We start from the raw sequence: 24,804 nt of genomic DNA, 5'->3' as shown, positions 1-24,804 counted from the left end.
CGTCTGTTTTGCGGTTAAGCTTTTGATGCAGGGTCATTCAGGAGGGGATGAAGCATGAAGTTTTCCGAACCGGTGCGTGCGCCTGCCTCGGAAGGTCTGGCCTCCTATGCCCGCAAGGTGCGGGTGCGACCCGTGCTGGTGCTGATCAATCTGATCGAAGCGATCCTGAGTCTGCTCGGTGTGGTGGTGATCATTCTGGCCGTCCATTATGGTTCGTTCACCAGGGCCGGACAGGCGCTCGATGATTCGCTGGGCTGCATCGTGCATGGGCTGGAGCACCTCGCCTGTCCGGTCATGGCTTCGCCAAAGCCTGATGCAATGCAGCAAAAATGACTTGATCCGCACATCTGGCCGTATATAGCTCCATCAGGTTTTGATTGGGAGAACATGCATGGCCATGCTGAACGCACTCATCGACAATAACCGCCATTGGGCCCGCACCAAGACCGAGGTCGATCCCGACTTCTTCCGCCGTCTGGTGGCGCAGCAATCGCCCGAATATTTATGGATCGGCTGTTCGGATTCGCGCGTCCCCGCCACCGAAATCGTTGATCTCGATCCGGGTGAAATGTTCGTTCACCGCAATATCGCCAATATGGCCCCGTCGCAGGACGCCAATTACTTAAGCGTCTTGCAGTTCGCCGTGCAGGTTCTGAAGGTCAAGCACATCCTCGTGGTCGGCCATTATGGCTGCGGCGGCGTGCGCGCGGCGATCGAATCGAAGGGCGACAGCCTGATTGATCACTGGCTGGCCCCGATCCGCGAAGTGGCGCACAATCACGCCGACGAGCTGGCGCATCTGCACGAAGACAAGGCGAAATTCGACCGTCTGTGCGAACTGAACGTCATCCAGCAGGTGCGCAATGTCTCGGTCAATCCGATTGTTCAGCGGGCGTGGAGCGAGGGCCAGTCCCTGGCCATTCACGGCTGGGTCTATGCCCTGAGCGATGGCCTGGTCACCGATCAGGGTGTGACCGTATCGTCGTTCGCAGAGCGGATGCAGGTTTTCGGCATCTGACGCCTCACAATTTCGCCATAGCCGTTAATGCGCGTTAACCCTTGATTTTTAACGCCAAAAAAGACCGAACCACACAGGTTTTTTATCCGGTGTAAAGACCTTCTTCAGCATTTCAGCCGCAAAGTCGAGCCATTGCCCTGTGGTTAAGGGCTAGGGTTAATGACAGGTTACTGAAGCGGCATGACGGCCACCCTCGGTCTTGGTTCGGCGCAATTTGGCGGCGATTACGGCATATCGAACACGCGCGGGCGCGTGGGCGAGGACGAGGTGCGTCAGATTTTGCAATATGCCGCCAATTGCAAGGTGCTCAATATCGACGCCTCGCACTATGATGGCGATGTCGAGCGCATCCTGGGCCGCAACTGGCCGTTTCCCTCACCTTTCAGGCCGCAGATCCGCACTTTGCGCCTCGAAAAGGGGCTCGACTGGCTGGAATCACGCCTGCGCCGCAGCATCGACCATATGGGTCTGGTGCGCGCTCACGCCGCGCTTGTCGATCATGCCGAAGATCTGACCGGCGATCAGGGCAATGCCCTGTGGGCGCGGCTGGAAAAGCTGAAGGCCGAGGGGCTGATCAGCAAGATCGGCATTTCGGCCAGCCATGCCGACCAGCCGCTGTTGCTGGCGAAGCGCTTCAAGCCCGACATCATGCAGGTGCCGGCCTCAATCCTCGATCAGCGTCTGGTACGCGGTGGCGACATCAAGGCGATGAGCGATCTCGGCGTCGAGGTGCAGATCAGGTCGGTCTTTTTGCAGGGGCTGTTGTTCCTGCCGCGCGAAGCCCTGCCGAACAACCTCACGGCCATCGGGCCGCACCTGTCGCGCGTGCGCCGTATCATGGCCGAAAGCGGCGCTGATCCTTTGCACGCCGCCTTATCTTACGCGCTCAATATCGAAGGCGTCTCCACCGTCATGGTGGGGGTGACCTCGGCCGCCGAACTGCGCGCTATTGTGGCCGCATCCGAACGCAAGGCCCCGCGCATCAACTGGGACGCCCTGGCCCTGACCGACGAGGTGGCGCTCGACCCCACGCAATGGTTCGCTGACCTGGGTGAACAGGCTCCGCGCCGTCTGGTGCGCGTCGCCTGAGGTCTGGTGCGCGGTTTGATCAGACCGGCCAGGTGGCCGGTGACAGGGCCAGCACATCGCCCGCCAGATAGAGCGAGCCGCAGATAATGACGCGGCAGGCTTCGGGCGTGAGCGCCCTGATCGCCGCCAGCGGGCTATCGGCGACACCGGCCCTCAGCCCATGCGCTTTTGCGGCCTCGGCCAGTTCGGCAGGCGGGATGGCGGCGTCGCTGGAAAAGCCGACGCACGAAAAATCGGCGTCGAGCCCTTCAAAACCAGCGAAAAATTCTGACGTATCCTTGGTATTGATCAGTCCACAGATGATTTTCAGCGGTTTGGGATCGCGCGCCGCCATCTCTTCGATAAAGTGCCGCAAGGCGCGCGCCGCATGGGGATTGTGACCGCCATCAAGCCACAGTTCGGAAGCCTTGTCGGGCAGGGCGTCATAGAGCGGCCCGGCCTTCAGCGCCTGTAATCGGCCCGGCCATTGCGCGGCCTTCAGGCCCTTTTCGATGGCTTCCGGCGGCAGGCCAAGCGTCAGCGCCGCCTTGATGGCCAGGGCCGCATTATCGAACTGGTGCGCCCCGGCCAGCGATGGGCGGGGAAAGTCATAAAGCGCCGCATCATCCTGAAATATCAGGTGTTCGCCTTCGCGCCAGCCATCGAAGCCTTCACCGAGAAAGCCTAAATCCACGCCCAGTTTCAGCGCCTGACGCTCCAGCGCATCGCGCGCCTCTTCGGCCTGACGGGCGGACAGGGCGGGCGTGCCGCGCTTGAAGATACCGGCTTTTTCGCGGGCGATCTGGTTCAGTTCGGTGCCGAGAAAGGCCTGATGATCATAGTCAATCGGGGTGATCAGGGTCAGGCGCGGCGCGGCGATGATATTGGTGGCGTCGAGCCGCCCGCCCAGCCCCGTCTCTAACAGCAAAAGATCGGCGGGGGTTTCCGAAAAGGCCAGAAAAGCCGCAGCAGTGGTCGATTCAAAAAAGGTCAGCGGCTGTCCGGCATTGGCGGCTTCGACGCGGGCCAGCACATCGGCCAGATAATCGTCCGTGATCAGAGTGCCTGCCAGACGGATGCGTTCGGCAAAGCGCACCAGATGCGGGGAGATATAGGTATGGACGCGCAGACCGGCGGCCTCACACATGGCGCGCAAAAAAGCGATGGTCGAGCCCTTGCCATTGGTGCCCGCCACATGCACCACGGGCGGCAGGCGCATGTGCGGATCGCCAAGCGCGGCGCAGACGCGCAGCATCCGGTCGAGATTGAGGTCGATCAGTTTGGGGTGCAGCGCCTTGAGGCGTTCCAGCGGGGCGTCAAAGGGAAGGAGGCGGTCGGTCATGTCAGTGGCTAAGTTATGGGGCGTGGGGTCTGTGACCCCGCAAACTTTCTTATCTTTCACGCTTCCCGCCCGAATGGGCGGAGGGCGTGAAAGATAAAGGAAGGCTTGGGGCCATTGGCCCCAAACCCCGAAACTTATGCCGCGCGGCGGCGGCCACCCATCAGCATCGACATCAGCGCGCCCAGCACTTCGGGCAGTTCGCCGCGTGGCACCACGCGATCGACCATGCCTTTTTCGACCAGATATTCGGCGGTCTGGAAATCTTCGGGCAGTTTTTCGCGGATGGTGTTCTCAATCACGATCCGCCCGGCAAAGCCGATCAGCGCGCCCGGTTCGGCCAGATGAATATCGCCCAGCATGGCATAGGACGCCGTAACGCCGCCCGTGGTCGGGTCGGTCAGCACCACCAGATAGGGCAGTTGCGCGGCTTTCAGTTCCTGAATGGCCAGGGTGGTGCGCGCCATCTGCATCAGGGACAAAGCCCCTTCCTGCATCCGGGCGCCACCGGCGGCGGTGAAGACCACCATCGGGCATTTGCGGCCAATCGCGGCGCGGGCAGCGGCGATGAAGGCTTCGCCCGCCGCCGTGCCCATGCTGCCGCCCATAAAGGCAAAATCCTGCACCAGCACGATACAATCGATGCCTTGAATCTTACCATAGCCAATCGCCATGACATCGCGCGCACCGGTCTTGGCGCGGGCGGCCTTCAGGCGCTCGACATAGGGCTTGCCGTCCGAGAATTGCAGCGGATCTTCGATGACTTCCGGCGTCGGCAGGCTTTCCCACTGGCCGTCATCGAAGGTGAACTTCATGCGCGCTTCGGCCCCGATGCGCATATGGCGGCCCGAAGGCGTCACCCACAGGGCGGCTTCGAGATCGGAACGATAGATCATTTCACCCGTATCGGGGCATTTGACCCACAGATTTTCGGGCGTTTCGCGCCGCGACACGAATTTCGACACGCCGGGGGCAATCTTGGCCAGCCAGCCGCCACGGTCACGGCGCTCGGCCGGACGGGCATTGGGGGGCAATTTCGGACCTTTGTTTGAGGAATCGGCCATAGGCATAGGGTACTCCGTAAACCTTAATCGCAAGTCTCTAGTTTCTGGCGCTGTGAACAGCCTTAGCCAAAATGGCGGCCTTTTCCAGAACTTTTGCGCTGGCGAGTGTATTTTCAAGTAAAGACGTGTGGATTTCGTCCACCAGAGCCGAGCCGACGACGGCGGCATCGGCCACGCGGGCCACTTCGGCGGCGCGTTCCGGCGAGCGGATGCCAAAGCCCACCGCTACCGGCAGGCCGGAGGCTTCGCGCACCTTGATCACCTGACCGGCCACAGCGTTCGCATCGGCTTCCTTGACGCCGGTGACGCCCGCCACCGAGACATAATAGATGAAGCCGCGTGTGCGTTTGACCAGGGTTTGCAGACGAGCGGCGTCGGTGGTGGGGGTGGCCAGACGGATCAGGGCCAGATCGTGGACATCAAGCGCATCGCTCAACGGATCGGCCTCTTCCGGCGGGCAATCGACGACGATCAGCCCATCGGCGCCACAATCGTGCATGGCCTGCGCCCAGACAGCGGGGCCGCGCGATTCGACCGGATTCATATAGCCCATCAGGATGATCGGCGTGGTCTGGTCGGTTTCGCGGAAGCGCCTGACCAGCTCGAACACATCGGCGATCTTCGTGCCGTTTTTCAGGGCCCGTTCGGCGGCGTGCTGGATGGTGGGGCCTTCGGCCATCGGATCGGAGAAGGGAAAACCCAGTTCGATAATGTCCGCACCCGCCTCAGGCAGACCCTTCAGAGTGGCAAATGCCTGCTCCAGATCGGGATCGCCCGCCATGATATAGGCGATAAAGGCCGCCTTGTTTTGCGACTTCAGGCCTGCAAAACAGGCATCAATACGTGAAACGCCCATGTTACAGACCTCCCATGCCTTCACCCATCGCTTTCGCAACGGTGAAAATATCCTTATCGCCGCGCCCCGACAGATTGAGCACGACGATACCGCCCTTGCCGACCTCTTTCGCCAGATCGCCGACGCGGGCAATGGCGTGCGACGATTCGAGCGCCGGAATAATGCCTTCGAGTTTTGAGGTGAGCTGGAAAGCTTCGAGCGCTTCCTTGTCGGTGGCCGTGACGTAGCGGGCGCGTCCGGTATCGAACAGATAGGCGTGTTCGGGGCCGATGCCGGGATAATCAAGGCCCGCCGAGATTGAATGGCCTTCGAGAATCTGGCCGTCGTCGTCCTGAAGCAGATAGGTGCGGTTGCCGTGCAGCACGCCGGGGCGACCGCCATTCAGCGAGGCGGCGTGACCATTATAGACCTCCAGCCCGTGGCCCGATGCCTCGACCCCGACGATTTTCACGCCGTCATCATCCAGAAACGGATGGAACATGCCAATCGCATTGGAGCCACCACCGACGCAGGCGATGACCGCATCCGGCAAACGGCCTTCCTGTTCCAGTATCTGCTGGCGCGTTTCCTTGCCGATAATGGTCTGGAATTCGCGCACCATTTCGGGATAGGGGTGCATCCCCGCCGCCGTGCCGATCATATAATAGGTGTCATGCACATTGGTGACCCAGTCGCGCAGGGCCTCGTTCATCGCGTCCTTCAGCGTGCCATTGCCATTGGTGACGGGCACGACCTCGGTGCCGAGCAGCTTCATGCGGAAGACATTGGGTGCCTGACGCTCAACATCGAGCGCGCCCATATAGACGATGCACGGCAGATCAAAGCGCGCGCAAACCGTGGCCGAAGCCACGCCATGCTGGCCCGCGCCCGTTTCGGCGATAATGCGTGTGCGGCCCATGCGCTTGGCCAGCAGCACCTGACCGATACAGTTATTGATCTTGTGCGCGCCGGTGTGGTTCAGTTCCTCACGCTTGAAATAGATCTTCGCCCCGCCGAAATGCTCGGTCAGGCGCTCGGCGAAATAGAGCGGCGAGGGACGACCGACGAAGAACTTCATCAGCGAATGATATTCAGCCCAGAAGGCGGGATCATTGCGCGCGGTTTGCCAGGCTTCGTTCAGTTCCAGCACCAGCGGCATCAGGGTTTCGGGCACATAGAGGCCACCGAAAGAACCGAAGCGCCCGTGGGCGTCCGGCTGATGATAGGTATTGGGTCGCAGAACGGGCTCGTCCACCGAAATACAGTCCTTCTGAGGGCACCGGCCATGCACCATGCAAGACCGGTCTGGTTCTTCAGAGCGCTGATCTGATCGACTCAAGATCGACGCTCTAAACTTTTGTTTTTACGCGCATTTGAATCCGAAACGTGCGTCACACTTTTCGGATTGCCCTCTTATACGCCGGGCGATCGCAAAGAGACTGGCTTTATAGCGATTTTGCGGCGCGAAGAAAGCGTGAAATCAACGCCGGGTCTTTGACGCCTGGGGCCGATTCGACGCCGGACGAGACATCCAGCCTGTGCGCGCCACTCAAACGCATAGCGTCGCGGGCATTTTCCGCCGTCAGCCCGCCCGCCAGAAACCACGGTTTCGCGCCGGCATAGTCGCGCATGATGGCCCAGTCGAAGCTTAAGCCCATGCCGCCCGGCAGATCAGCGCCTTTCGGGGTTTTGGCGTCAAACAACAGATAGTCGGCCACCCGTTCGTAAGAGTCAGCCGCTGTCAGATCGGCCTTTTCCGCCAAGCTGATCGCCTTGATGACCGGCACGGCCATGAGTTGCGCCACCTCGGCCACGCGCTGCGGCGTTTCCTGACCGTGGAGCTGGATCAGATCGGGTGCCACCTCGGATTTCAAGGCGTGCAGCAGCGCATTATCGGGATCGACGACAACGCTGACAAGGCGTGCATCCGGGCGATACTGGCGCACCTGTCGCACCAATGCCGACATGGCCTCAACGGATAAATGGCGCGGGCTTTTGGCAAAATGAATGAAGCCGAGAAAGTCAGCGCTGTCATTGAGGGCCGTTTTGGCTGCCTCCAGCGTCGAAATTCCGCAAATCTTTATTTCCGGTTGCACAAAAACACCTCAAATCCTTGCCTCAGGTGGAGGAAGCTTTAGCAAAAATCAAGGTTTGGGCTATAGATTTCAAACTTAAATAACAGCGGTTTCGTCACGAACCGTAATAATCATACAATGGGCAGGCAGATAAATGACCGATTTCGTGTTGTTGAGCGATATCAGTAATGGGAGTTCTTTAAAACTGGCACTGGCGCGGCGCGGGCAAAGACCTGACGCCACGACGCAATATGCCTGTAACAGTCTTGATGGTTTTAAAACCGCCATCAGCGATTTTCTTGATGATCGGGGCAAGCCGCAACTGGCCGGTGCGGCCATTTCCGCCGCCGGCTGGGAGCGCGGCGGGGTGATCAAGCTGCCCAATCATGGGTTTTCGATCAACCGCAATGACATGCGCGCCTTTCTCGATACGCAGCGCGTCAATCTGGTCAATGATTTCGTCGCCAAGGCCCTGGCCATTCCGCGCCTGAAGGACAGCGAGCGTGTGCAGATTTGTGGCGGCGATCCGGTTGAGGAACAGGTGATCGCCGTCATCGGGCCGCATAACGGGCTGGGCATGTCAGCTCTGGCACCCGATGGCATGGGCAACTGGACGGCTATGCCGACAGAGGGCGGCCATTCCGATCTGGCCGCCACCAATGATCTCGAAGATCAGGTCTTGCGCGTTCTGGCCCAAAAATACGGCCATGTGTCGCGCGAACGGGTCATTTCGATTCCGGGTCTGAGCGATTTGTGGCGCGCCCTTTCCATTATCGACGGCGATGAGAACGAAGCGCCGAGCCCGGAGGAGATTATCGCCCGCGCCTCGGCTGAGGATACGCGCGCCCATCAGGTCATCGATCTGAGCATGGGCTGGTTCGCCGCTATGGCTTCGGACGTGGCGCTGATTCTGGGGGCGCGCGGCGGCGTTTATCTGTCCGGCGACCTGCTCGATATGATCGGCGATCTGTTCGATGTCGAGGCCTTTGTCAAACGCTACAGCGACAAGGGGCGTTTGAGCGGCTATGTGGCGGAGATACCGGTTTTCAAACCCGCCGCCCACGATATGGAGGTCATCGGCCTGGCCACGCTTTTCGATTGATAAAGAAAGGCCGGTGTCACCACCGGCCTTTGCTTATTTCGCGTTTTGCGCCTTCAGTTCGGCCAGAATATTGGCCAGCAACTCTTCCTGGCTCGGCGTATTGGCGGGCGGCGGCGGCGGGGGTGGCGGCATCAGCTTGTTGATCGCCTTGACCACCATGAAAATAGCCGCACCGATGATCAGGAACTGGATCAGCGTATTGATGAACATGCCGTAGCCAATCGCCGTTTCCGGCGTTTTGGTCAGCGGATCGGCGGCTTTCAGCACCCATTTCAGCTTGGAAAAATCGACACCACCGGTCAGGATTCCAATCGGCGGCATGATGATGTCATTGACCAGCGAGGTGACGATCTTGCCGAAGGCGCCGCCGATCACCACACCGACGGCGAGGTCGATGACATTGCCGCGCATCAGGAAGGTTTTAAATTCGGATGCAATGCTCATGACATTCCCCGCTCGATTTCAGAATAGCATCAGGCGTTATCGTCGCCCGACAGATTCAGGCGCTCGCGCAATTCCTTGCCGCTCTTGAAGAAGGGCACGTGCTTGGCGGGCACATTGACCGCCTCGCCGGTGCGCGGATTGCGTCCGGCGCGCGCCGGGCGCGACCGCACCGACAGGGCCCCAAAGCCGCGCAGCTCGACACGGCCACCTTTTTCGAGCGTGCTCACCATCGATTCCAGGATGAGATTGACCACGCGCTCCACATCTTTTTGCGTAAGGTGCGGGTATTCGGAAGCCAGGCGCTCTATGAGTTCGGATTTCAGCATCGAGTCTCCCCCGGTTGGTGAACCTGGAAACTGAGCATGATGGAAAAAGAAAAAGAGTTCAAGGGGTTGGAAACTAATTAACGCACTGGTAGCGGTAACAACTGAAATTTTCTTACCACACGTAAGGCTCTATGCCTCAAAGGTCACACCGAAGCCCCGGTTGGAAAACGTCTCTGTTTGCGTGAATTAAAAATGTCGGCGGCCTTCAGGCACAAAAAAAGCCGGAACCCGAAGGCTCCGGCTTCTTTTCAGATGACGTCTGGCAGGTTTTTAAGAACCGGCCTTGTCGCGCAGGGCGGCACCCAGGATGTCACCGAGCGAAGCGCCCGAATCCTGCGAACCATATTGCTCGATCGCTTCTTTTTCCGCCGACATTTCCAGCGCCTTGATCGACACGGAGACCTTGCGGGCCGCTTTGTCGATATTGGTCACCTGGGCGTCGATGCGGTCGCCGACAGCGAAGCGCTCAACGCGCTGCTCGTTACGGTCGCGCGACAGGTCGGACTTGCGCACGAAGGCTGACATAGGCGCATCGTCGTCGCCGAAGCGCACTTCGATGCCGCCGGTCGTGACTTCGGATACAGTGACGGTGACGGTCTGGCCCTTGCGGAAGGTATCGCCGGTCATCGGATCGGAGCCCAGTTGCTTGATGCCGAGCGAGATACGCTCTTTTTCAACATCCACATCGAGCAGCTTCGTCTTGACGATGTCGCCCTTCTTGTACTTGGCGATGGCTTCTTCGCCGGGCAGGTTCCAGTCGAGATCCGACAGGTGAACCATGCCGTCGATGTCGTTTTCGAAGCCGATGAACAGGCCGAATTCGGTGGCGTTCTTGACTTCGCCTTCGATGGTGGAGCCGACCGGATGGGCGCTTAAGAAAGCATCCCACGGATTTTCCTGGGCCTGCTTGAGGCCGAGCGAAACGCGGCGCTTGGCGGCATCGACTTCGAGCACGACAACCTCAACCTCTTGCGAGGTCGAGACGATCTTGCCCGGATGGACGTTCTTCTTGGTCCACGACATTTCCGAAACGTGCACCAGGCCTTCGACGCCCGATTCCAGCTCGACGAAAGCGCCATAGTCGGTGATGTTGGTGATGCGACCGGAGAACTTGCCGCCGACCGGATATTTGACGTCGACATTTTCCCACGGATCGGACTGCAACTGCTTCATGCCGAGCGAGATACGCTGCGTATCGGGGTTGATCTTGATGATCTGAACCTTGACGCTGTCGCCGACATTGAGCACCTGCGACGGATGCGACACGCGCTTCCACGACATGTCGGTAACGTGCAGCAGGCCGTCAATGCCGCCGAGATCGACGAAGGCGCCGTAATCGGTGATGTTCTTGACGATACCATCGCGGATTTCACCCTCGGCCAGTTGGCCCACCAGTTCGGTGCGCTGTTCGGCGCGGGCTTCTTCGAGGATGGCGCGGCGCGACACAACGATATTGCCGCGCGGACGGTCCATTTTCAGGATGGCGAAAGGCTGTTCCTTACCCATCAGCGGCGCGACATCGCGCACCGGACGAATATCGACCTGCGAACCGGGCAGGAAGCCGGAAGCGCCGTCCATATCGACGGTGAAGCCGCCCTTGACGCGGCCGACGATGGTGCCCATGACGGGCTCGCCCTTGTTGAAGATGGCTTCGAGGCGCGTCCAGGCTTCCTCGCGGCGGGCCTTGTCGCGGCTGATGACCGCTTCGCCCATCGCGTTTTCGACGCGCTCAAGATAGACTTCGACATTGTCGCCGACCTTGAGATTGGCGCCCTCGGCACCGAATTCCTTGGTCGAGATACGGCCTTCGGTCTTCAGACCGACATCGACCATGACATAATCTTTTTCAACGGCGACGACGAGGCCGTGAATGACCTGACCCTCGAGCATGTCGCGGCCATGCATCGATTCATCGAGCAGGGCGGCGAAATCGTCGCGGGAAGGATTATAATCGCTCATAAGCATTCTTGTTTCGGGTTGGCGCGTGTCCCGGCTTTCATGATCCCGAAAACGGCAGTGAGGCCGTGACGCAGACGGGGAAAGGGCGCGGGGGTGCGACTTTGTAAAGTTGGGTTGGATTGGGAGGCAGCCATAAAGGCGGGCCCCAAATTGTAAACTGCAAGCCGTAAAACGGCTCCGCTGGCGTCTCGTGTGCTGCCTCAAACAGCCGATGTTGGGATTTAACGCGCCATTCTGGAATTTTTTGGCGCGTTACAAACGGCTTTTCACAAGGGATCGCGCAGTTGCGATGGCCGCTTCTATACCCAAGTCGGTCGTATCTAGCAAGAGCGCGTCGGCGGCTTTTTCCAAAGGCGCGCTTGACCGCGACGAATCACGCGCGTCACGGATGCGAATATCTTCGAGAACCTCGTCGAGCGTCAGCGCCGGATTGGCCTGAACCAACTGCTTCCAGCGCCGCGCGGCGCGCACCTCAGGTGCTGCGGTGACGAACAGTTTGACCGGCGCATCGGGCGCGATCACCGTGCCGATGTCGCGGCCATCCAGCACCGCCCCGCCCGGCTGACGGGCGAAATCGACCTGATACTGCCAAAGGGCGGCGCGCACTTCGGGGATGGCGGCCACTCTTGATGCCAGCTCACCAGCGTGGCGACCGCGCAAAACCGCATCGGCCAGCAGGTCAGCGTCGATATGGGCGGCGGCAAGGGCCGGGTCGATGTTTTTCGTCTGGGCGATATGGCCGACGGCGCGATACAAAAGCCCCGTATCGAGGCACGGCAGGCCGTAATCGGCGGCGATTGCCGCGGCCAAAGTGCCCTTGCCCGAAGCGGCGGGGCCATCAAAGGCGATGATGAGGGGGGAATTCACAGGCTTGGACTCACAGCTTTGACATGACCCTGACGCGCATAGGCCAGAATGGCTGCGTCCTCAGTAATAAGGTGCGCGTTAAGATAACGTGCCGTTGCAACGATCAGTCGGTCAGAGGGATCATTGTGAAAATTCCCTGGAAGCCTTGTGCTATCAAAGGAGATTGCGGGTGCGAGAGGAATGAGCGAAAGACCGCCTTGCTCGAAGATAGTCTCAAGCCATTTTTCCGCATCCCGATCCAGATTGAGGCGCGCTTTCGATTCCAGCATGGCGATTTCCCAAATGGTGATGGCCGAAATGCAGACCTCACTATGGACCGATGCGCGCTCAAGCAGGGCTTGTGTTTGCGGGCCAATACGGTGTGACTGAGTGACGGTCCAGATCAGGACGTGCGTGTCCAGCAGGACAAGACTCATTTATTTGCATCCCATTCCACGTCTATGGGCGAGATAATATCGCCCTCATAGACAACACTACCCGCCATTAAGCCGAAAAGGCTTTTCTTCGGCGGCATGGGCACGAGCCGCGCCACAGGCTTGCCGTGCTTGGTAATGATAAGAGGTCGGCGTGTTTCCGCCACCTCATCCAGCAATTTCAGGCATTTGGCTTTAAAATCGCCGGCACCGATTGAAGCGTCATCCATGATTTTTGTCCATAGTCACAGTCTATGGTCATATATACCATGAATGACGGGCAAATTCAATCAAAACGCATCTCTACGCCGACGCTTTGCAGATCGCGCCAGTAGCCGGGCCAGGTCTTGGCCGTGCAGCCGGGATCGAGAATGCGCAGGCCATCGATGACCAGCGCGGCCAGTGCGAAGGCCATAGCGATGCGGTGGTCATGATAGGTGTGGATGTCGGCCTCAACCTTGCGACCCATCAGGCTGCGGTCGGGCGTAATGAGCAGATCATCGCCGATTTCCTGCGCCAGACCGGGCTGGATGCGGTTCAGTTCGGTGGCCACGGCATTGATGCGGTCGCATTCCTTGACGCGCAGGTTGGCGATACCGACGAAGCGGACGGGATGATGGTTAAACGCGGCCAGCACAGCGATGGTGGGGATGGCGTCCTGCATCTGGCTGCCATCGATCACGGGCGGCAGGTTGGGGAATTGCTTTATATAGTCATAGGCTTTGGCGTCGGGCTGCATCATGGCTTCGGGGGCGATGCCGATGTCGATGTCTGCACCCAGCAAGGCATTGATGCCCCACGGATAGGTGGCGGCGCTGGCGTCGGGTTCCACCCGGTAGTCGCGCGCCGCATAAGGCGTGTTGGCAATTTCCCAGCCCAGGGCCTCGGTCTGGGTGATTTCGGCCCCGAAGGCGCGCATACAGGCCAGCGTAATATCGATATAGCCGCGCGCGCCGATGTCACCGCCACGGACGCTTAAACGAAAGGGCGCATCGCCCCTGGTGGCGGCCATCATCAGGGCCGAGACATACTGGCTCGACAGGCTGGCATCGACAGAAACGGCGCGCCTGGAAAAGCCGCCCTTGCTCGTCACCGTCACCGGCGGACAGCCTGTGGGGGCCGCGGCCGTCACGCCCGCCGCGTTCAGCGCCTCCACCAAAGGCGCGATTGGCCGTTTCTGCATATGCGCGTCGCCGGTCAGCACGGTGGTGCCATCCATATGGGCGGCGGCGGCGGTGAGGAAGCGCACGGCGGTTCCGGCATTGCCAAGAAACAATGGCTCTGGCGAAGGCTTAAGCGTGCCTGTGCTCACCACCGTAAAATCGCTTTCGCCGCTTTGCGTGACCGTGACGCCGAGCTGGCGCAGGGCCTGCGCCATATAGGTGGTGTCGTCGCTTTTGAGCGCGCCGCTGATATGGCTCGTGCCTTCGGCGAGGGCGGCGATCAGCAGGATGCGGTTGGTGATCGACTTCGAGCCGGGCAGGGCGATTTTTCCGGCGATCCGTGTCCGAACGGGCACAAGTCTCACCGCATTTGTTTGATTGGGCACGGGAAAGTCTCGGTTTTTGAGCAAAAAATAAACAGCCCCCGCAAAAGGGGCTTTGACAGGAGGCTTATCTAGTGGCAGGGGAGCCAAAGCAACAGAAAATTTCCAGACTGAAAGAAGGACGTCCCGTGGCTGATCCTGCCTTAGGTACCAAACAAGTTTGCCCGAACTGCACGGCGAAATTCTATGATCTCGGCAAGCATCCGGCGCATTGCCCGCGCTGCGATTTCGAATTCGATCAGGAAGAGGTCGTGCGCACCCGCCGTTCGCGCGCCCGCCCGGTCGAGCCGGATTACGAAGATACGGACGAGGATGGCGAAGAGCTGGCCAAGACCAAGGCCAAGGGCAAGACCCCCGGCGATGAGGACGACGATGACGAAGAGCCCGAAGTCACGGCACCCGAAATCGACGAAGTGGTGACCGACGATCCGTTGCTGGTTGATGAGGACGAGGATCTCGACCCTGCCGATCCGGCCCGTGTCAATGCGCCCGATACGGTCGATATGGAAATCGAGGACGCCGATATTGGCGACGACGATGATGGCGACGACGTGCCCTTCCTCGAAGACGACGACGACGATTTTGATGAAGACATAGACCTGCCCGGCAAGGATGACGACGAAGACATCGTTTAAAATCGCCGACAAAATGCACAATGGCCATCGGGTGACCGATGGCCATTCAGACTGCTGACAAACCCCGTCATATTTGGCGGGGTTTTGTTTTGCGGGCCCCATTCGTAAGATGTTTGGGCGGGCAAATTGGTTTGCGCGATCTATGCGGCGCTCAGCCTTGGCTCATTGGCCATCATGAGGGCGATTTTCTTGATATTCTGGGCGGTTGCGGCGAGCAGACACTGCCATTTGACGCGGCTTAGAGCGGGGTTGCCCTTGCCCGACATGGACAGGATAAAGCCTCGGCCCGTCAAGAGCTTTTGGTAGGCCTCGGAACAATATTGGCTGCCGCGGTCGGAGTGGTGAATAACGCCACGCGGCGGTCTGCGTATGGCGATGGCGCGTTGCAGGGCATTGAGGGCAAGATCCTTCTTCAACCGGTCGCTGACCGACCAGCCGATAATCCGGCGGGAATAAAGATCGAGCACGATCGCCAGGTAAAGCCAACCCTCCGCCGTCCAGATATAGCTGATATCGACACCCCATTTCTGGTCAGGCGCTGACGCCTCAAAGTCCTGATCCAGAATATTGGGCGCCACAGGCCCGCCATGATGGCTGTCGGTCGTTTTCTTATAACGCCTTGTCTGCAAGGCCTTCAAACCGTTGTCGCGCATCAGACGGGCAACGCGATGGCGCCCGACCTCGACGCCGTCTTCCTGCAATTCGACCGTCATACGCGGGCTGCCATAGGTTTCATGCGACGTGGCGAACTGCGACCGGATATGCGCCAGAAGCACCAGGTCATCCTTCTGACGACGGCTGGGCGCACGGCCCTTCCAGGCGTAAAAGCCGCTCATGCTGACGCCGAACAGGGCGCAACTGCGGCGGACAGGAACGGTGGCCTTCTCCGCATCGATGACCCGAAATATCATTTCGTGGTCTCCCGCGCGAAGAAGGCGGCTGCTTTTTTTAGAAGGTCGCGCTCCTGGCGCAAAATCTCATTCTCTTTGCGAAGCCGCGCCAGCTCCTTGCTGACGTCTGAGTGCGGCCCCGACAAAAGATCGGCCTCCCGATGTTGCGTCAGCCAGCGCGTCAGCGTCGATTTTCCAATACCCAGATCTTCTGCAATTGCGGCAACAGATCGGCCACTCGTCTCAACAAGACGCACAGCCTCAGCACGGAACTCCGGCGTCACACCAGCATGGCGACCACGCCCGCCTAATGTTTTCTTCTCGTCCTTCATGGATCAAACTCCTAGCAAATTTTAGAAGTTCGCTCTCCACTTTTTCCGGGCAAGTCCAGTGGCAAACTCAACGGCTTCAAAGTTGCGCCACGGCCCTTTGCGATGAATGACCTCGGCCTTGTAAAGCCCGTTGATGGTTTCAGCCAGGGCGTTGTCGTAGGAATCCCCAACACTTCCGACCGATGGTTCGATACCCGCTTCAGCCAGACGCTCAGTATACTTGATCGAAATATACTGACTGCCCCGGTCTGAGTGATGCACCAGGCCGCCGCGATGAACAGGCCTGCGATCATGGATCGCCTGTTCCAGCGCATCGAGGACGAAACTGGCATGGGCCGTACGACTGGCGCGCCAGCCGACAATGCGGCGGGCGTAGGTGTCGATGACAAATGCCACATACACAAAGCCCTGCCAGGTGGCGACATAGGTGAAATCCGATACCCAGAGCCTGTTGGGCGCCGGTGCACGGAATTGCCGGTTCACATGGTCCAGCGGGCAAGGTGCCGCCTTATCGGAAACCGTTGTACGAACAGGCTTTCCGCGGATTATACCCTGCAGACCGAGGCCGCGCATCAATCGCTCGACCGTGCATCGGGCAATGTCAAAGCCCTCCCGATTCATCTGGCGCCAGACCTTGCGGACGCCATAGACCTCGTAGTTCTCGGCAAACACACGCGCGACCTCCGGCTTGAGTTCCAGATCACGCTTCGCCCGCGCCGACAGTCGAGCCGGATCATTAGGTCGTGTCCCAGCGAGTGGTGTAACTGGGTAAGAGCGTAGCGCATGGCTCGCCGCCCATTCAAAAGGGCAAAGCGAGCCTTAGCGTAGCGGGTTGGTCATCAGTGATTTTCGGATAGGTTTGGGTTGCGACACTCATTCCAGAACGAAAGAACACCGATGACCGACGATATGATGGCCCTGAAAGGGCTTGTTGAAAAGACCTCAGACAGCGATTTGTTGCGCGACATGATCAGCTTCACGGCTGAACGCTTGATGGCATTGGAAGTGAGCGGCATGACCGGTGCCGGCTACCATGAGAAAACCGGCGACCGGCTGGTCCAGCGCAACGGCTATCGTGACCGAGACTGGGAAACACGCGCAGGCACGGTCGAGCTTCGGATCCCGAAGCTTCGTAAAGGCAGTTACTTCCCGGGTTTCCTGGAGCCCAGGCGCATGGCCGAGAAGGCACTGACGGCTGTGATCCAGGAGGCTTACGTTCAGGGTATCTCGACGCGCTCTGTCGATGATCTGGTCAAGGCGATGGGGATGAGCGGCATCTCCAAGAGTCAGGTCAGTCGGCTGTGCGAAGAGATCGATGACCGTGTGAAGGCTTTCCTGAACCGCCCCATTGAAGGGGAATGGCCATACATCTGGATTGACGCTACGTATCTGAAGGTGCGCCGGGGCGGCCGTATCGTCTCGGTCGCCGTCATCATCTGCGTTGGCGTCAACAGCGACGGCAGGCGTGAAGTGCTGGGCATGGAGGTCGGCACCTCGGAAGCCGAACCGATCTGGGCAGAGTTCCTGCGCAACCTGACACGCCGGGGCCTGCGTGGTGTCAAACTTGTGGTCTCTGATGCCCACATCGGCATCAAGGGTGCCGTCTCCAAGGTTCTCAACGCCACCTGGCAGCGCTGCCGTGTTCACTTCATGCGCAATGTCTGCGCCCATGCCGGCAAGAGCGGGCGACGCGTCGTCTCTGCCTTCATCGGCACGGCCTTCGCCCAGGAGACGGCGGAAACGGCGAGTACCCAATGGCGAAACGTCGCCGACCAGCTCAGGCCCAAAATGCCAAAGCTGGCCACGATCATGGACGAGGCTGAGCACGATGTCCTGGCCTATATGACCTTCCCGAAGGAACACCGCATCAAGCTGCACTCAACCAACCCCATTGAACGGCTCAATGGCGAAATCAAGCGTCGCTGCGATGTCGTGGGCATCTTCCCAAACGACGATGCCATCACCAGACTGGTCGGCGCCATCCTGCTCGAACAAAATGACGAATGGGCGGTTCAGCGCGGACGCTACATTACCCTTGAAACCATCGCACAACTCAGCGATGATCCACTTCTCAGCATGCCAGCCGTGGCAAACTGAGCGAAACCCGGACCTGTCCGGAAGTCATTGATGCCAAGCGCTCAATTACACCACGCCCTGGGGCACGATCGATCATTACGCTGAGCGATGCGTTCGAAATAGGTAGATGGGGCAATCGGCAAAACTCTGCAGATCGGCTCGACCCCGTACGCCTCCCGGTGATCATCGATGAACGCAGTCATCGCTTGAACGGGCGCCCACTCTTTCAGGCTCGCTCCGCCTGGGCAAAATAAGCGCTGGCCTTGCGCAATATCTCGTTGGCCTGCCGCAACTCCCGGGTCTCGCGCTCCAGGGCCTTCATCTTCTCGGCCAGATCGGTCGGAACGCCAGCGCGCTTGCCGGTATCGACCTCAGTCTTCTTGATCCAGTCGTTCAGGGTGCCCGGCGCACAACCGATCTTCTGAGCTACCGACAAGATGGCTGTCCATCGCGAAGGGTAATCGGCTTCATGTTCGAGAACCATCCGTACAGACCGTTCGCGGATCTCAGGGGAAAATTTATTCGTCGTTTTGTTCGTCATAGCCCTATCTACTCACGAGTTAGGGCCTCCGGCAAATCCGGGGCGGTTCACCGCCATTGAGGCCATGAAGGTTGAAGCTTTGGTCGCCATTGCCAGAACACAGCCCCAAAGACCCTACGATTTTAGACCGCCTCCGACAGACGCTAAGCCGCAACGCGCCATCAACGAACCCTGGAGGCTGGCCATGAAGGCAAAACTGGAAACCCAGGACGCAAAAGCCAAGTACAAGCTCAGAAAGCAGACCGTCGAACCCGTCTTCGGCATCATCAAATCCGTCCTCGGTTTCCGACGCTTCTCAATGCGTGGACTGCAAAAGGTCAAATGCGAATGGGCACTGCTCGCCCTGGCGTACAACTGCAAGCGAATGACCGCTCTCAAGCCCATCTGAGAGCAATAGCACGTGCATAACCCAATCCAAACAAACCCAATCCGACAGACTGCTAGGGCGGTTTGTTCAGCACTGGGTTTGCGGTTTGTTCAGCACTGGGTTTCTTGAGCATAGCCTGGTGAATCACAAAACCCCGGCTTACGCCAGGGGTTTGTCAGCAGTCTGATACGCCGATTTCATACGGCGGCTTTTTTATTCCACGCCCTCGACGAGGTCGTGTCCCAGCGAGTGGTGTAACTGGGTAAGAGCGTAGCGCATGGCTCGCTGCCCATTCAAAAGGGCAAAGCGAGCCTTAGCGTAGCGGGTTGGTCATCAGTGATTTTCGGATAGGTTTGGGTTGCGACACTCATTCCAGAACGAAAGAACACCGATGACCGACGATATGATGGCCCTGAAAGGGCTTGTTGAAAAGACCTCAGACAGCGATTTGTTGCGCGACATGATCAGCTTCACGGCTGAACGCTTGATGGCATTGGAAGTGAGCGGCATGACCGGTGCCGGCTACCATGAGAAAACCGGCGACCGGCTGGTCCAGCGCAACGGCTATCGTGACCGAGACTGGGAAACACGCGCAGGCACGGTCGAGCTTCGGATCCCGAAGCTTCGTAAAGGCAGTTACTTCCCGGGTTTCCTGGAGCCCAGGCGCATGGCCGAGAAGGCACTGACGGCTGTGATCCAGGAGGCTTACGTTCAGGGTATCTCGACGCGCTCTGTCGATGATCTGGTCAAGGCGATGGGGATGAGCGGCATCTCCAAGAGTCAGGTCAGTCGGCTGTGCGAAGAGATCGATGACCGTGTGAAGGCTTTCCTGAACCGCCCCATTGAAGGGGAATGGCCATACATCTGGATTGACGCTACGTATCTGAAGGTGCGCCGGGGCGGCCGTATCGTCTCGGTCGCCGTCATCATCTGCGTTGGCGTCAACAGCGACGGCAGGCGTGAAGTGCTGGGCATGGAGGTCGGCACCTCGGAAGCCGAACCGATCTGGGCAGAGTTCCTGCGCAACCTGACACGCCGGGGCCTGCGTGGTGTCAAACTTGTGGTCTCTGATGCCCACATCGGGATCAAGGGTGCCGTCTCCAAGGTTCTCAACGCCACCTGGCAGCGCTGCCGTGTTCACTTCATGCGCAATGTCTGCGCCCATGCCGGCAAGAGCGGGCGACGCGTCGTCTCTGCCTTCATCGGCACGGCCTTCGCCCAGGAGACGGCGGAAACGGCGAGTACCCAATGGCGAAACGTCGCCGACCAGCTCAGGCCCAAAATGCCAAAGCTGGCCACGATCATGGACGAGACTGAGCACGATGTCCTGGCCTATATGACCTTCCCGAAGGAACACCGCATCAAGCTGCACTCAACCAACCCCATTGAACGGCTCAATGGCGAAATCAAGCGTCGCTGCGATGTCGTGGGCATCTTCCCAAACGACGATGCCATCACCAGACTGGTCGGCGCCATCCTGCTCGAACAAAATGACGAATGGGCGGTTCAGCGCGGACGCTACATTACCCTTGAAACCATCGCACAACTCAGCGATGATCCACTTCTCAGCATGCCAGCCGTGGCAAACTGAGCGAAACCCGGACCTGTCCGGAAGTCATTGATGCCAAGCGCTCAATTACACCACGCCCTGGGGCACGATCCTCGACGATGATTGAGTCAAATTCAGCCGCGCCAATGCGCTCGGCCCGCGCCGCCTGATATTCCGCCGAGTTGTAATAGGCGCGCGCCATATCGAGATCGGCGAATTCCAGCACCACAACACGCGGGCGGCCGTGGCCCTCCATCACCTCGGTGCGCCCGCCGCGCGCCAATGGTTTTGCGCCATATTTGTCGAAGGCGGCCTTGGTGCCTGCGACATAGCGGCCATAGGCTTCGGGGTCGGAAACGGTCGCCTGGGCGATCAGATAGGCTTTGGGCATGATGAACTCCTGTGTGTCTTCAGCCATAGCCTGACATCAATTTGCTGAAAAGCCTGTTAGTCGCGCGGCTTTATGACTATATAGCGGCAGTTATGACCCGTCCCTTTCTGAAGATGAACGGCCTTGGCAATGATTTCATTGTCATCGATGCCCGCGAAGACGCCTTCGCGCCCGCCCCGGATCAGATCCGGGCGTGGGGCGATCGCGCGTCGGGCATCGGCTTTGATCAGTTGATCAGCATCGAGAGCGCGCCCGCGGGCGACGCCTTCATGCGCGTGTGGAACAGTGACGGCGGCACGGTCGAAACCTGCGGCAATGCCTTGCGCTGCGTCGCCTGGGTGTTGAACCGCGATGCCTCTGACCGCACGCTGAAGATCGATACGCTGGGCGGCCCCACCCGTGCGCGGATGTTGCGCGCCGACGCCACCAGCGGCACGGCCAGCGTCGATATGGGCAGGCCGCGTCTCGACTGGCGCGAAATCCCTTTGTCGGAAGAGATGGACACGCTGCGGCTGGAGCTGAAGGTCGGGCCCTATGATGCGCCCCTCTATCATACGCCGTGCGCTGTTTCGATGGGCAATCCGCATGTCGTTTTCTTCGTCGATGACGTGGCCTCCGTCGATGTCGCCGCCACCGGCTCGCTGATCGAGAACCATCCGCTCTTCCCCGAAGGCGTCAATGTCGAGTTCGCGCAAGTCATCGACCGCAACACCATCCGTATGCGCGTCTGGGAACGCGGCGCAGGCATCACCAAGGCCTGCGGCACCGGCGCCTGCGCCACGCTCGTGGCCTGCGCAAGGCGCGGCCTGACCGAGCGCACGGCCAGCGTCATCATGGATGGCGGGCCGCTGCATATTCAGTGGGCTGAGAATGACCACGTCTTCATGACCGGCCCGGTCGAGGTCGAGTTCGAGGGGACGTTGTGAATAAGGTTGATGTCGTCACCTTTGGCTGCCGCCTCAATTCCTATGAGAGCGAGGTCATCCGCAAAACGGCTGCGGAAGACGGGCTGGATAATGCCATCATCTTCAACACCTGCGCCGTCACGGCTGAGGCGGTGCGTCAGGCCCGTCAGGCCATTCGCCGCGCGCGGAAAGAAAACCCCGACGCCAGGCTGATTGTCACCGGTTGCGCGGCGCAGACCGATCCCGATACCTTTGCCGAAATGGGCGAGGTTGATTTCATTATCGGCAATGGCGACAAGCAAAAGGCGGGGGCCTACCGGCTGACGCCGGATTCGGCCCGCATCGTCGTCAATGATATTTTCTCGGTGCAGCAAACCGCCGGTCATCTCATCGACGGGCTGAAGGATCGCGCCCGCGCCTTTGTGGAAGTGCAAAACGGCTGCGACCACCGCTGCACCTTCTGCATCATCCCCTATGGCCGTGGCAATTCGCGCTCGGCGGCGGCGGGTGATGTAATCGCGCAAACCCAAAGACTGGTGGCCGAGGGCTATCAGGAAATCGTGCTGACCGGGGTCGATCTGACCTCGTGGGGTCAGGATCTGCCCGGCCAGCCGCAACTCGGCCATCTGGTGACGCGCATTTTAAAACTGGTGCCCGACCTGAAGCGCCTCAGGCTGTCCTCGATCGATGCCGCCGAGATCGACGATACGCTGCTGATGGCGCTGCGCGATGAAGCACGCCTCGCCCCCTATCTGCACCTGTCGCTGCAACATGGTGACGACCTGATCCTGAAGCGCATGAAGCGTCGCCATCTGCGCGCCGATGCCCTGCGTCTGGTCGAAACCGTGCGCAAAGCGCGTCCCGACATTTCGCTGGGGGCCGATCTGATCGCCGGTTTCCCGACCGAAAGCGAAGAGGCCTTCGCCAACCTGTTGTCGCTGGTCGATGAGGCGGATTTGAGCTTCGTCCACGTCTTTCCTTATAGTCCGCGCCCGCAAACCCCGGCGGCCAAGATGCCGCAATTGCCACGCGCCCTGATCAAGCAACGCGCCGCCCAGCTTCGCGGTAAGGCCGAGGCGGCGCTTCACCGCCATCTCGACCGCCAGTTGGGCCGCACCCTGTCCTGCGTGATCGAAAAGCCCGGTTTCGCGCGCGCCGCCGATTTCACCGAGGTGGTGTTTGACGGGGCGGCCATTGTGGGCGGGATCAGCGCCATCACCATTACCGGCCATGATGGCAAACACGCCACGGGCCAAATCGCCCAAACCGAGCTATCGAAGATCGCATGACCGAAGAGAAGAAAAAGGGCTGGTTCCAGCGCCTGACGCAAGGGCTGTCGCGCACCTCGGCCAATCTGACCGAACAGGTGACGCAGGTGTTCGTGCAGAAGGAGGCGCTCGATGACGACGCGCTTCAGGAACTGGAAGACCTGCTGATCGAGAGCGATCTCGGCCCTGCCGTGGCCGCCACCATCGCCGACAAGATGAGCCGCGCCCGCTTCAATTCGGCCAAAGACCCCAATGCCGTGCGCACGGCGCTAGCCGAGGCTCTGGCCGAGGAACTGGTCGGCCATGAAGCGACCTTCGATCCCCTGTCCGGGCCCAAACCCTATGTGGTGCTGTTCGTTGGCGTCAATGGTTCCGGCAAGACGACGACGCTCGGCAAGATTGCCGCCTCGCTGACCGCCAAAGGCGCGAAGGTGCTGGTGGTGGCGGGCGATACCTTCCGCGCCGCCGCCGTCGAACAGCTCAAAATCTGGGCCGAGCGCGCCAAAGCCGATTTCATGGGCCGCAAGACCGGTGCCGATGCGGCGGGTCTGGCCTATGACGCCTTTGTCAGGGCGCGCGAAGAAAACTATGATGTCGTGCTGATCGACACGGCGGGCCGCCTGCAAAACAAGCAGGCCCTGATGGACGAACTGCTGAAGGTCGTGCGCGTCATCAAGAAGGTTGACCCGGACGCGCCGCACGAAACGCTTCTGGTACTCGATGCCACGGTAGGCCGTAATGCGCTCAGTCAGGAGCAGATTTTCGGCCGTCAGGCCTTTGTGTCGGGGCTGGTCATGACCAAGCTGGACGGCACGGCGCGCGGCGGCATTCTGATCCCGGTCGCCAAGGCTTCGGACGCCCCGATCAAGCTGATCGGCGTTGGTGAAGACATCGAAGACCTGCATGAATTCAAGGCGCGCGATTTCGCCCGCTCGATGGTCGGCCTTGAGCCGCTGGGTGACGCATGACGGACGAATCCGAAAAGCCGGAAATAACACCTGAAGCCATCCGCGCCGCCGATGCCGCCGTTGACAAGGCCGGTGCGCACATGGCGGAAAAGCTGGGCGAGGTTAATCCCGAACTGGCGCTGAAAACGGGCGAGCCGAAGCAGAACTACGTCAAGATGGCGGTCGATTATGGCCCGATCATCCTGTTCGGGCTGACATTGCTGATCTCCAATCTTCTCAAGATCGGGGCCAAGGATGATCGCATCATCTATGCCAGCGCAGCCCTGGGTGTGGCTTCGGTCGTCGCTTTAGTAGCCGGTCTTGCGCTGGAAAAGCGTATTGCGTGGATTCCGCTGGTATCCTGTTTGCTGTCTGTTCCCTTCTCCATCCTGACGGTCATATTCCACAATCCCACCTTCATTGAAGTCAAGATGACCATTCTCGATGCTTTGATCGGCGCCATCCTGATCGGTGGCCTGTTACTCAAAAAGCAACCATTAAAGGCCCTGCTCGGCGAAAGCCTGAAGCTGAAAGACGCGGCATGGCCACGCCTGACCCTTTATTATGCGCTGTTTTATTTTGCGATGGCGGCCATCAATGAATTTGTCAGACGGGCCTATACAACCGATATCTGGGCGACCTGGAAAATTATCTCTATCGTCGGGGGGCCGGTGGTGCTGACCCTGGCGCTCCTACCCTTCCTGATGAAAAATCTGGTGACGGAACCGGACGCGGACGAACAGGTCTGATATAGTCCTTCCGTATGCGGAGGAAACTGTCGCAAATGCGTCATCAATCCGTGTCATGCTCCTGATGGTACAATCAGGGGGATTGACAATGAAACATG

At 59.6% G+C, this 24,804-nt stretch carries 24 protein-coding genes, 4 pseudogenes and 1 other annotated feature; of the genes and pseudogenes, 12 read left to right on the top strand and 16 right to left on the bottom strand.

All coding sequences use genetic code 11. The annotated features are described in order from the left end of the window. The first annotated feature begins 54 nt into the window (after positions 1–54). The 3 genes from QB905_RS11395 to QB905_RS11385 all read left to right on the top strand — a co-directional run bounded on the left by QB905_RS11395 (position 55) and on the right by QB905_RS11385 (position 2,107). A complete protein-coding gene (locus QB905_RS11395; RefSeq protein WP_282975144.1) occupies positions 55–333 on the top strand; it encodes a hypothetical protein in 279 nt (92 codons plus the stop codon). 64 nt (positions 334–397) lie between these two features. Further along, positions 398–1,018, top strand: coding sequence for a carbonic anhydrase (locus tag QB905_RS11390; RefSeq protein WP_282975624.1), 621 nt, complete (start codon positions 398–400; stop codon positions 1,016–1,018). A 180-nt stretch (positions 1,019–1,198) separates the two neighbouring features. Further along, positions 1,199–2,107: an aldo/keto reductase gene (locus tag QB905_RS11385; protein ID WP_282975143.1), complete on the top strand. Its 909-nt coding sequence runs from the start codon at positions 1,199–1,201 to the stop codon at positions 2,105–2,107. A gap of 19 nt (positions 2,108–2,126) precedes the next feature. Here QB905_RS11385 and QB905_RS11380 read toward each other — a convergent pair whose 3' ends face one another. The 5 genes from QB905_RS11380 to QB905_RS11360 all read right to left on the bottom strand — a co-directional run bounded on the left by QB905_RS11380 (position 2,127) and on the right by QB905_RS11360 (position 7,420). Then, complete coding sequence (locus QB905_RS11380) at positions 2,127–3,428, bottom strand: bifunctional folylpolyglutamate synthase/dihydrofolate synthase (protein ID WP_282975142.1); 1,302 nt, start codon at positions 3,426–3,428, stop codon at positions 2,127–2,129. Between the two features lie 134 nt (positions 3,429–3,562). After that, positions 3,563–4,489: an acetyl-CoA carboxylase carboxyltransferase subunit beta gene (locus QB905_RS11375; RefSeq protein WP_282975141.1), complete on the bottom strand. Its 927-nt coding sequence runs from the start codon at positions 4,487–4,489 to the stop codon at positions 3,563–3,565. 37 nt (positions 4,490–4,526) lie between these two features. Continuing rightward, the gene (gene trpA / locus QB905_RS11370) at positions 4,527–5,345 is read right to left on the bottom strand and encodes a tryptophan synthase subunit alpha (protein ID WP_282975140.1); all 819 of its coding nucleotides are present in this window, start codon (positions 5,343–5,345) and stop codon (positions 4,527–4,529) included. A 1-nt stretch (position 5,346) separates the two neighbouring features. Next, positions 5,347–6,564, bottom strand: coding sequence for a tryptophan synthase subunit beta (gene trpB / locus QB905_RS11365; protein ID WP_461781802.1), 1,218 nt, complete (start codon positions 6,562–6,564; stop codon positions 5,347–5,349). Positions 6,565–6,769: 205 nt separating this feature from the next. After that, positions 6,770–7,420, bottom strand: coding sequence for a phosphoribosylanthranilate isomerase (locus QB905_RS11360; RefSeq protein WP_282975138.1), 651 nt, complete (start codon positions 7,418–7,420; stop codon positions 6,770–6,772). Positions 7,421–7,553: 133 nt separating this feature from the next. On the opposite strand from QB905_RS11360, the gene QB905_RS11355 reads away from it, so the two are divergent. Then, positions 7,554–8,501: a glucokinase gene (locus tag QB905_RS11355; protein ID WP_282975137.1), complete on the top strand. Its 948-nt coding sequence runs from the start codon at positions 7,554–7,556 to the stop codon at positions 8,499–8,501. 33 nt (positions 8,502–8,534) lie between these two features. Here the strand turns inward: QB905_RS11355 and mscL are convergent, their stop codons facing one another. The 7 genes from mscL to aroA form a co-directional block, all read right to left on the bottom strand. Next, positions 8,535–8,945, bottom strand: coding sequence for a large-conductance mechanosensitive channel protein MscL (gene mscL, locus QB905_RS11350; protein ID WP_282975135.1), 411 nt, complete (start codon positions 8,943–8,945; stop codon positions 8,535–8,537). Positions 8,946–8,974: 29 nt separating this feature from the next. After that, complete coding sequence (locus QB905_RS11345) at positions 8,975–9,271, bottom strand: integration host factor subunit beta (RefSeq protein ID WP_282975134.1); 297 nt, start codon at positions 9,269–9,271, stop codon at positions 8,975–8,977. A gap of 270 nt (positions 9,272–9,541) precedes the next feature. Next, entirely contained in the window at positions 9,542–11,434 is a 1,893-nt protein-coding gene (rpsA, locus tag QB905_RS11340) for a 30S ribosomal protein S1 (protein ID WP_282975133.1), read from the bottom strand. A 48-nt stretch (positions 11,435–11,482) separates the two neighbouring features. Continuing rightward, positions 11,483–12,097, bottom strand: a complete 615-nt coding sequence (gene cmk, locus QB905_RS11335) for a (d)CMP kinase (protein WP_282975132.1) — start codon at positions 12,095–12,097, stop codon at positions 11,483–11,485. Continuing rightward, positions 12,094–12,513, bottom strand: a complete 420-nt coding sequence (locus tag QB905_RS11330; protein ID WP_282975131.1) for a type II toxin-antitoxin system VapC family toxin — start codon at positions 12,511–12,513, stop codon at positions 12,094–12,096. Before QB905_RS11330 ends, cmk begins: the two co-directional genes overlap by 4 nt. Beyond that, positions 12,510–12,740: a type II toxin-antitoxin system Phd/YefM family antitoxin gene (locus QB905_RS11325; protein WP_282975130.1), complete on the bottom strand. Its 231-nt coding sequence runs from the start codon at positions 12,738–12,740 to the stop codon at positions 12,510–12,512. Before QB905_RS11325 ends, QB905_RS11330 begins: the two co-directional genes overlap by 4 nt. Positions 12,741–12,796: 56 nt before the next feature. Next, positions 12,797–14,029 carry a 3-phosphoshikimate 1-carboxyvinyltransferase gene (gene aroA, locus QB905_RS11320; protein WP_282975129.1) on the bottom strand — a complete coding sequence of 411 codons (1,233 nt, stop codon included), beginning with the start codon at positions 14,027–14,029 and terminating at the stop codon, positions 12,797–12,799. A gap of 155 nt (positions 14,030–14,184) precedes the next feature. Between aroA and QB905_RS11315 the strand changes: the two genes are divergently transcribed. Beyond that, the gene (locus QB905_RS11315) at positions 14,185–14,691 is read left to right on the top strand and encodes a TIGR02300 family protein (protein WP_282975128.1); all 507 of its coding nucleotides are present in this window, start codon (positions 14,185–14,187) and stop codon (positions 14,689–14,691) included. 248 nt (positions 14,692–14,939) lie between these two features. Here QB905_RS11315 and QB905_RS11310 read toward each other — a convergent pair. Further along, a pseudogene (locus tag QB905_RS11310) lies at positions 14,940–15,913 on the bottom strand (IS3 family transposase); the annotation flags it as partial. A gap of 57 nt (positions 15,914–15,970) precedes the next feature. Continuing rightward, positions 15,971–16,657, bottom strand: a pseudogene (locus tag QB905_RS11305) (IS3 family transposase); the annotation flags it as partial. A 153-nt stretch (positions 16,658–16,810) separates the two neighbouring features. On the opposite strand from QB905_RS11305, the gene QB905_RS11300 reads away from it, so the two are divergent. Further along, entirely contained in the window at positions 16,811–18,010 is a 1,200-nt protein-coding gene (locus QB905_RS11300) for an IS256 family transposase (protein WP_282973106.1), read from the top strand. 71 nt (positions 18,011–18,081) lie between these two features. On the opposite strand, the pseudogene QB905_RS11295 reads toward QB905_RS11300, so the two are convergent. Then, a pseudogene (locus tag QB905_RS11295) lies at positions 18,082–18,530 on the bottom strand (transposase); the annotation flags it as partial. Continuing rightward, positions 18,118–18,246 (bottom strand) — a sequence feature (AL1L pseudoknot). It overlaps the preceding pseudogene by 129 nt. A gap of 55 nt (positions 18,531–18,585) precedes the next feature. On the opposite strand from QB905_RS11295, the pseudogene QB905_RS11290 reads away from it, so the two are divergent. After that, positions 18,586–18,918: pseudogene (locus tag QB905_RS11290) on the top strand (transposase); the annotation flags it as partial. 370 nt (positions 18,919–19,288) lie between these two features. Continuing rightward, positions 19,289–20,488, top strand: coding sequence for an IS256 family transposase (locus tag QB905_RS11285; RefSeq protein WP_282973492.1), 1,200 nt, complete (start codon positions 19,289–19,291; stop codon positions 20,486–20,488). Here the strand turns inward: QB905_RS11285 and QB905_RS11280 are convergent. Beyond that, positions 20,463–20,837, bottom strand: a complete 375-nt coding sequence (locus QB905_RS11280; protein WP_282975127.1) for a DUF1330 domain-containing protein — start codon at positions 20,835–20,837, stop codon at positions 20,463–20,465. The genes QB905_RS11285 and QB905_RS11280 overlap by 26 nt on opposite strands. A 92-nt stretch (positions 20,838–20,929) precedes the next feature. Here QB905_RS11280 and dapF point away from each other — a divergent pair, with 92 nt between their 5' ends. Genes dapF through QB905_RS11260 form a run of 4 tightly spaced genes read left to right on the top strand, consistent with a single transcriptional unit; the run spans position 20,930 to position 24,706 of the window. Beyond that, positions 20,930–21,763: a diaminopimelate epimerase gene (gene dapF, locus QB905_RS11275; RefSeq protein WP_282975126.1), complete on the top strand. Its 834-nt coding sequence runs from the start codon at positions 20,930–20,932 to the stop codon at positions 21,761–21,763. Further along, complete coding sequence (gene mtaB, locus QB905_RS11270) at positions 21,760–23,031, top strand: tRNA (N(6)-L-threonylcarbamoyladenosine(37)-C(2))-methylthiotransferase MtaB (RefSeq protein WP_282975125.1); 1,272 nt, start codon at positions 21,760–21,762, stop codon at positions 23,029–23,031. Before dapF ends, mtaB begins: the two co-directional genes overlap by 4 nt. Continuing rightward, on the top strand, positions 23,028–23,978 hold the full coding sequence (ftsY, locus tag QB905_RS11265; RefSeq protein WP_282975124.1) for a signal recognition particle-docking protein FtsY: 951 nt from the start codon (positions 23,028–23,030) through the stop codon (positions 23,976–23,978). Before mtaB ends, ftsY begins: the two co-directional genes overlap by 4 nt. Beyond that, positions 23,975–24,706, top strand: a complete 732-nt coding sequence (locus QB905_RS11260; RefSeq protein WP_282975123.1) for an inner membrane-spanning protein YciB — start codon at positions 23,975–23,977, stop codon at positions 24,704–24,706. The genes ftsY and QB905_RS11260 overlap by 4 nt, the downstream gene beginning before the upstream one ends. Positions 24,707–24,804: the final 98 nt, after the last annotated feature.

It is taken from the genome of Asticcacaulis sp. EMRT-3 (genome assembly GCF_030027245.1).
GTDB lineage: Bacteria > Pseudomonadota > Alphaproteobacteria > Caulobacterales > Caulobacteraceae > Asticcacaulis.
Note: the sequence above shows the minus strand (reverse complement) of the source record. Positions and strands in the feature narration are given on the sequence as shown.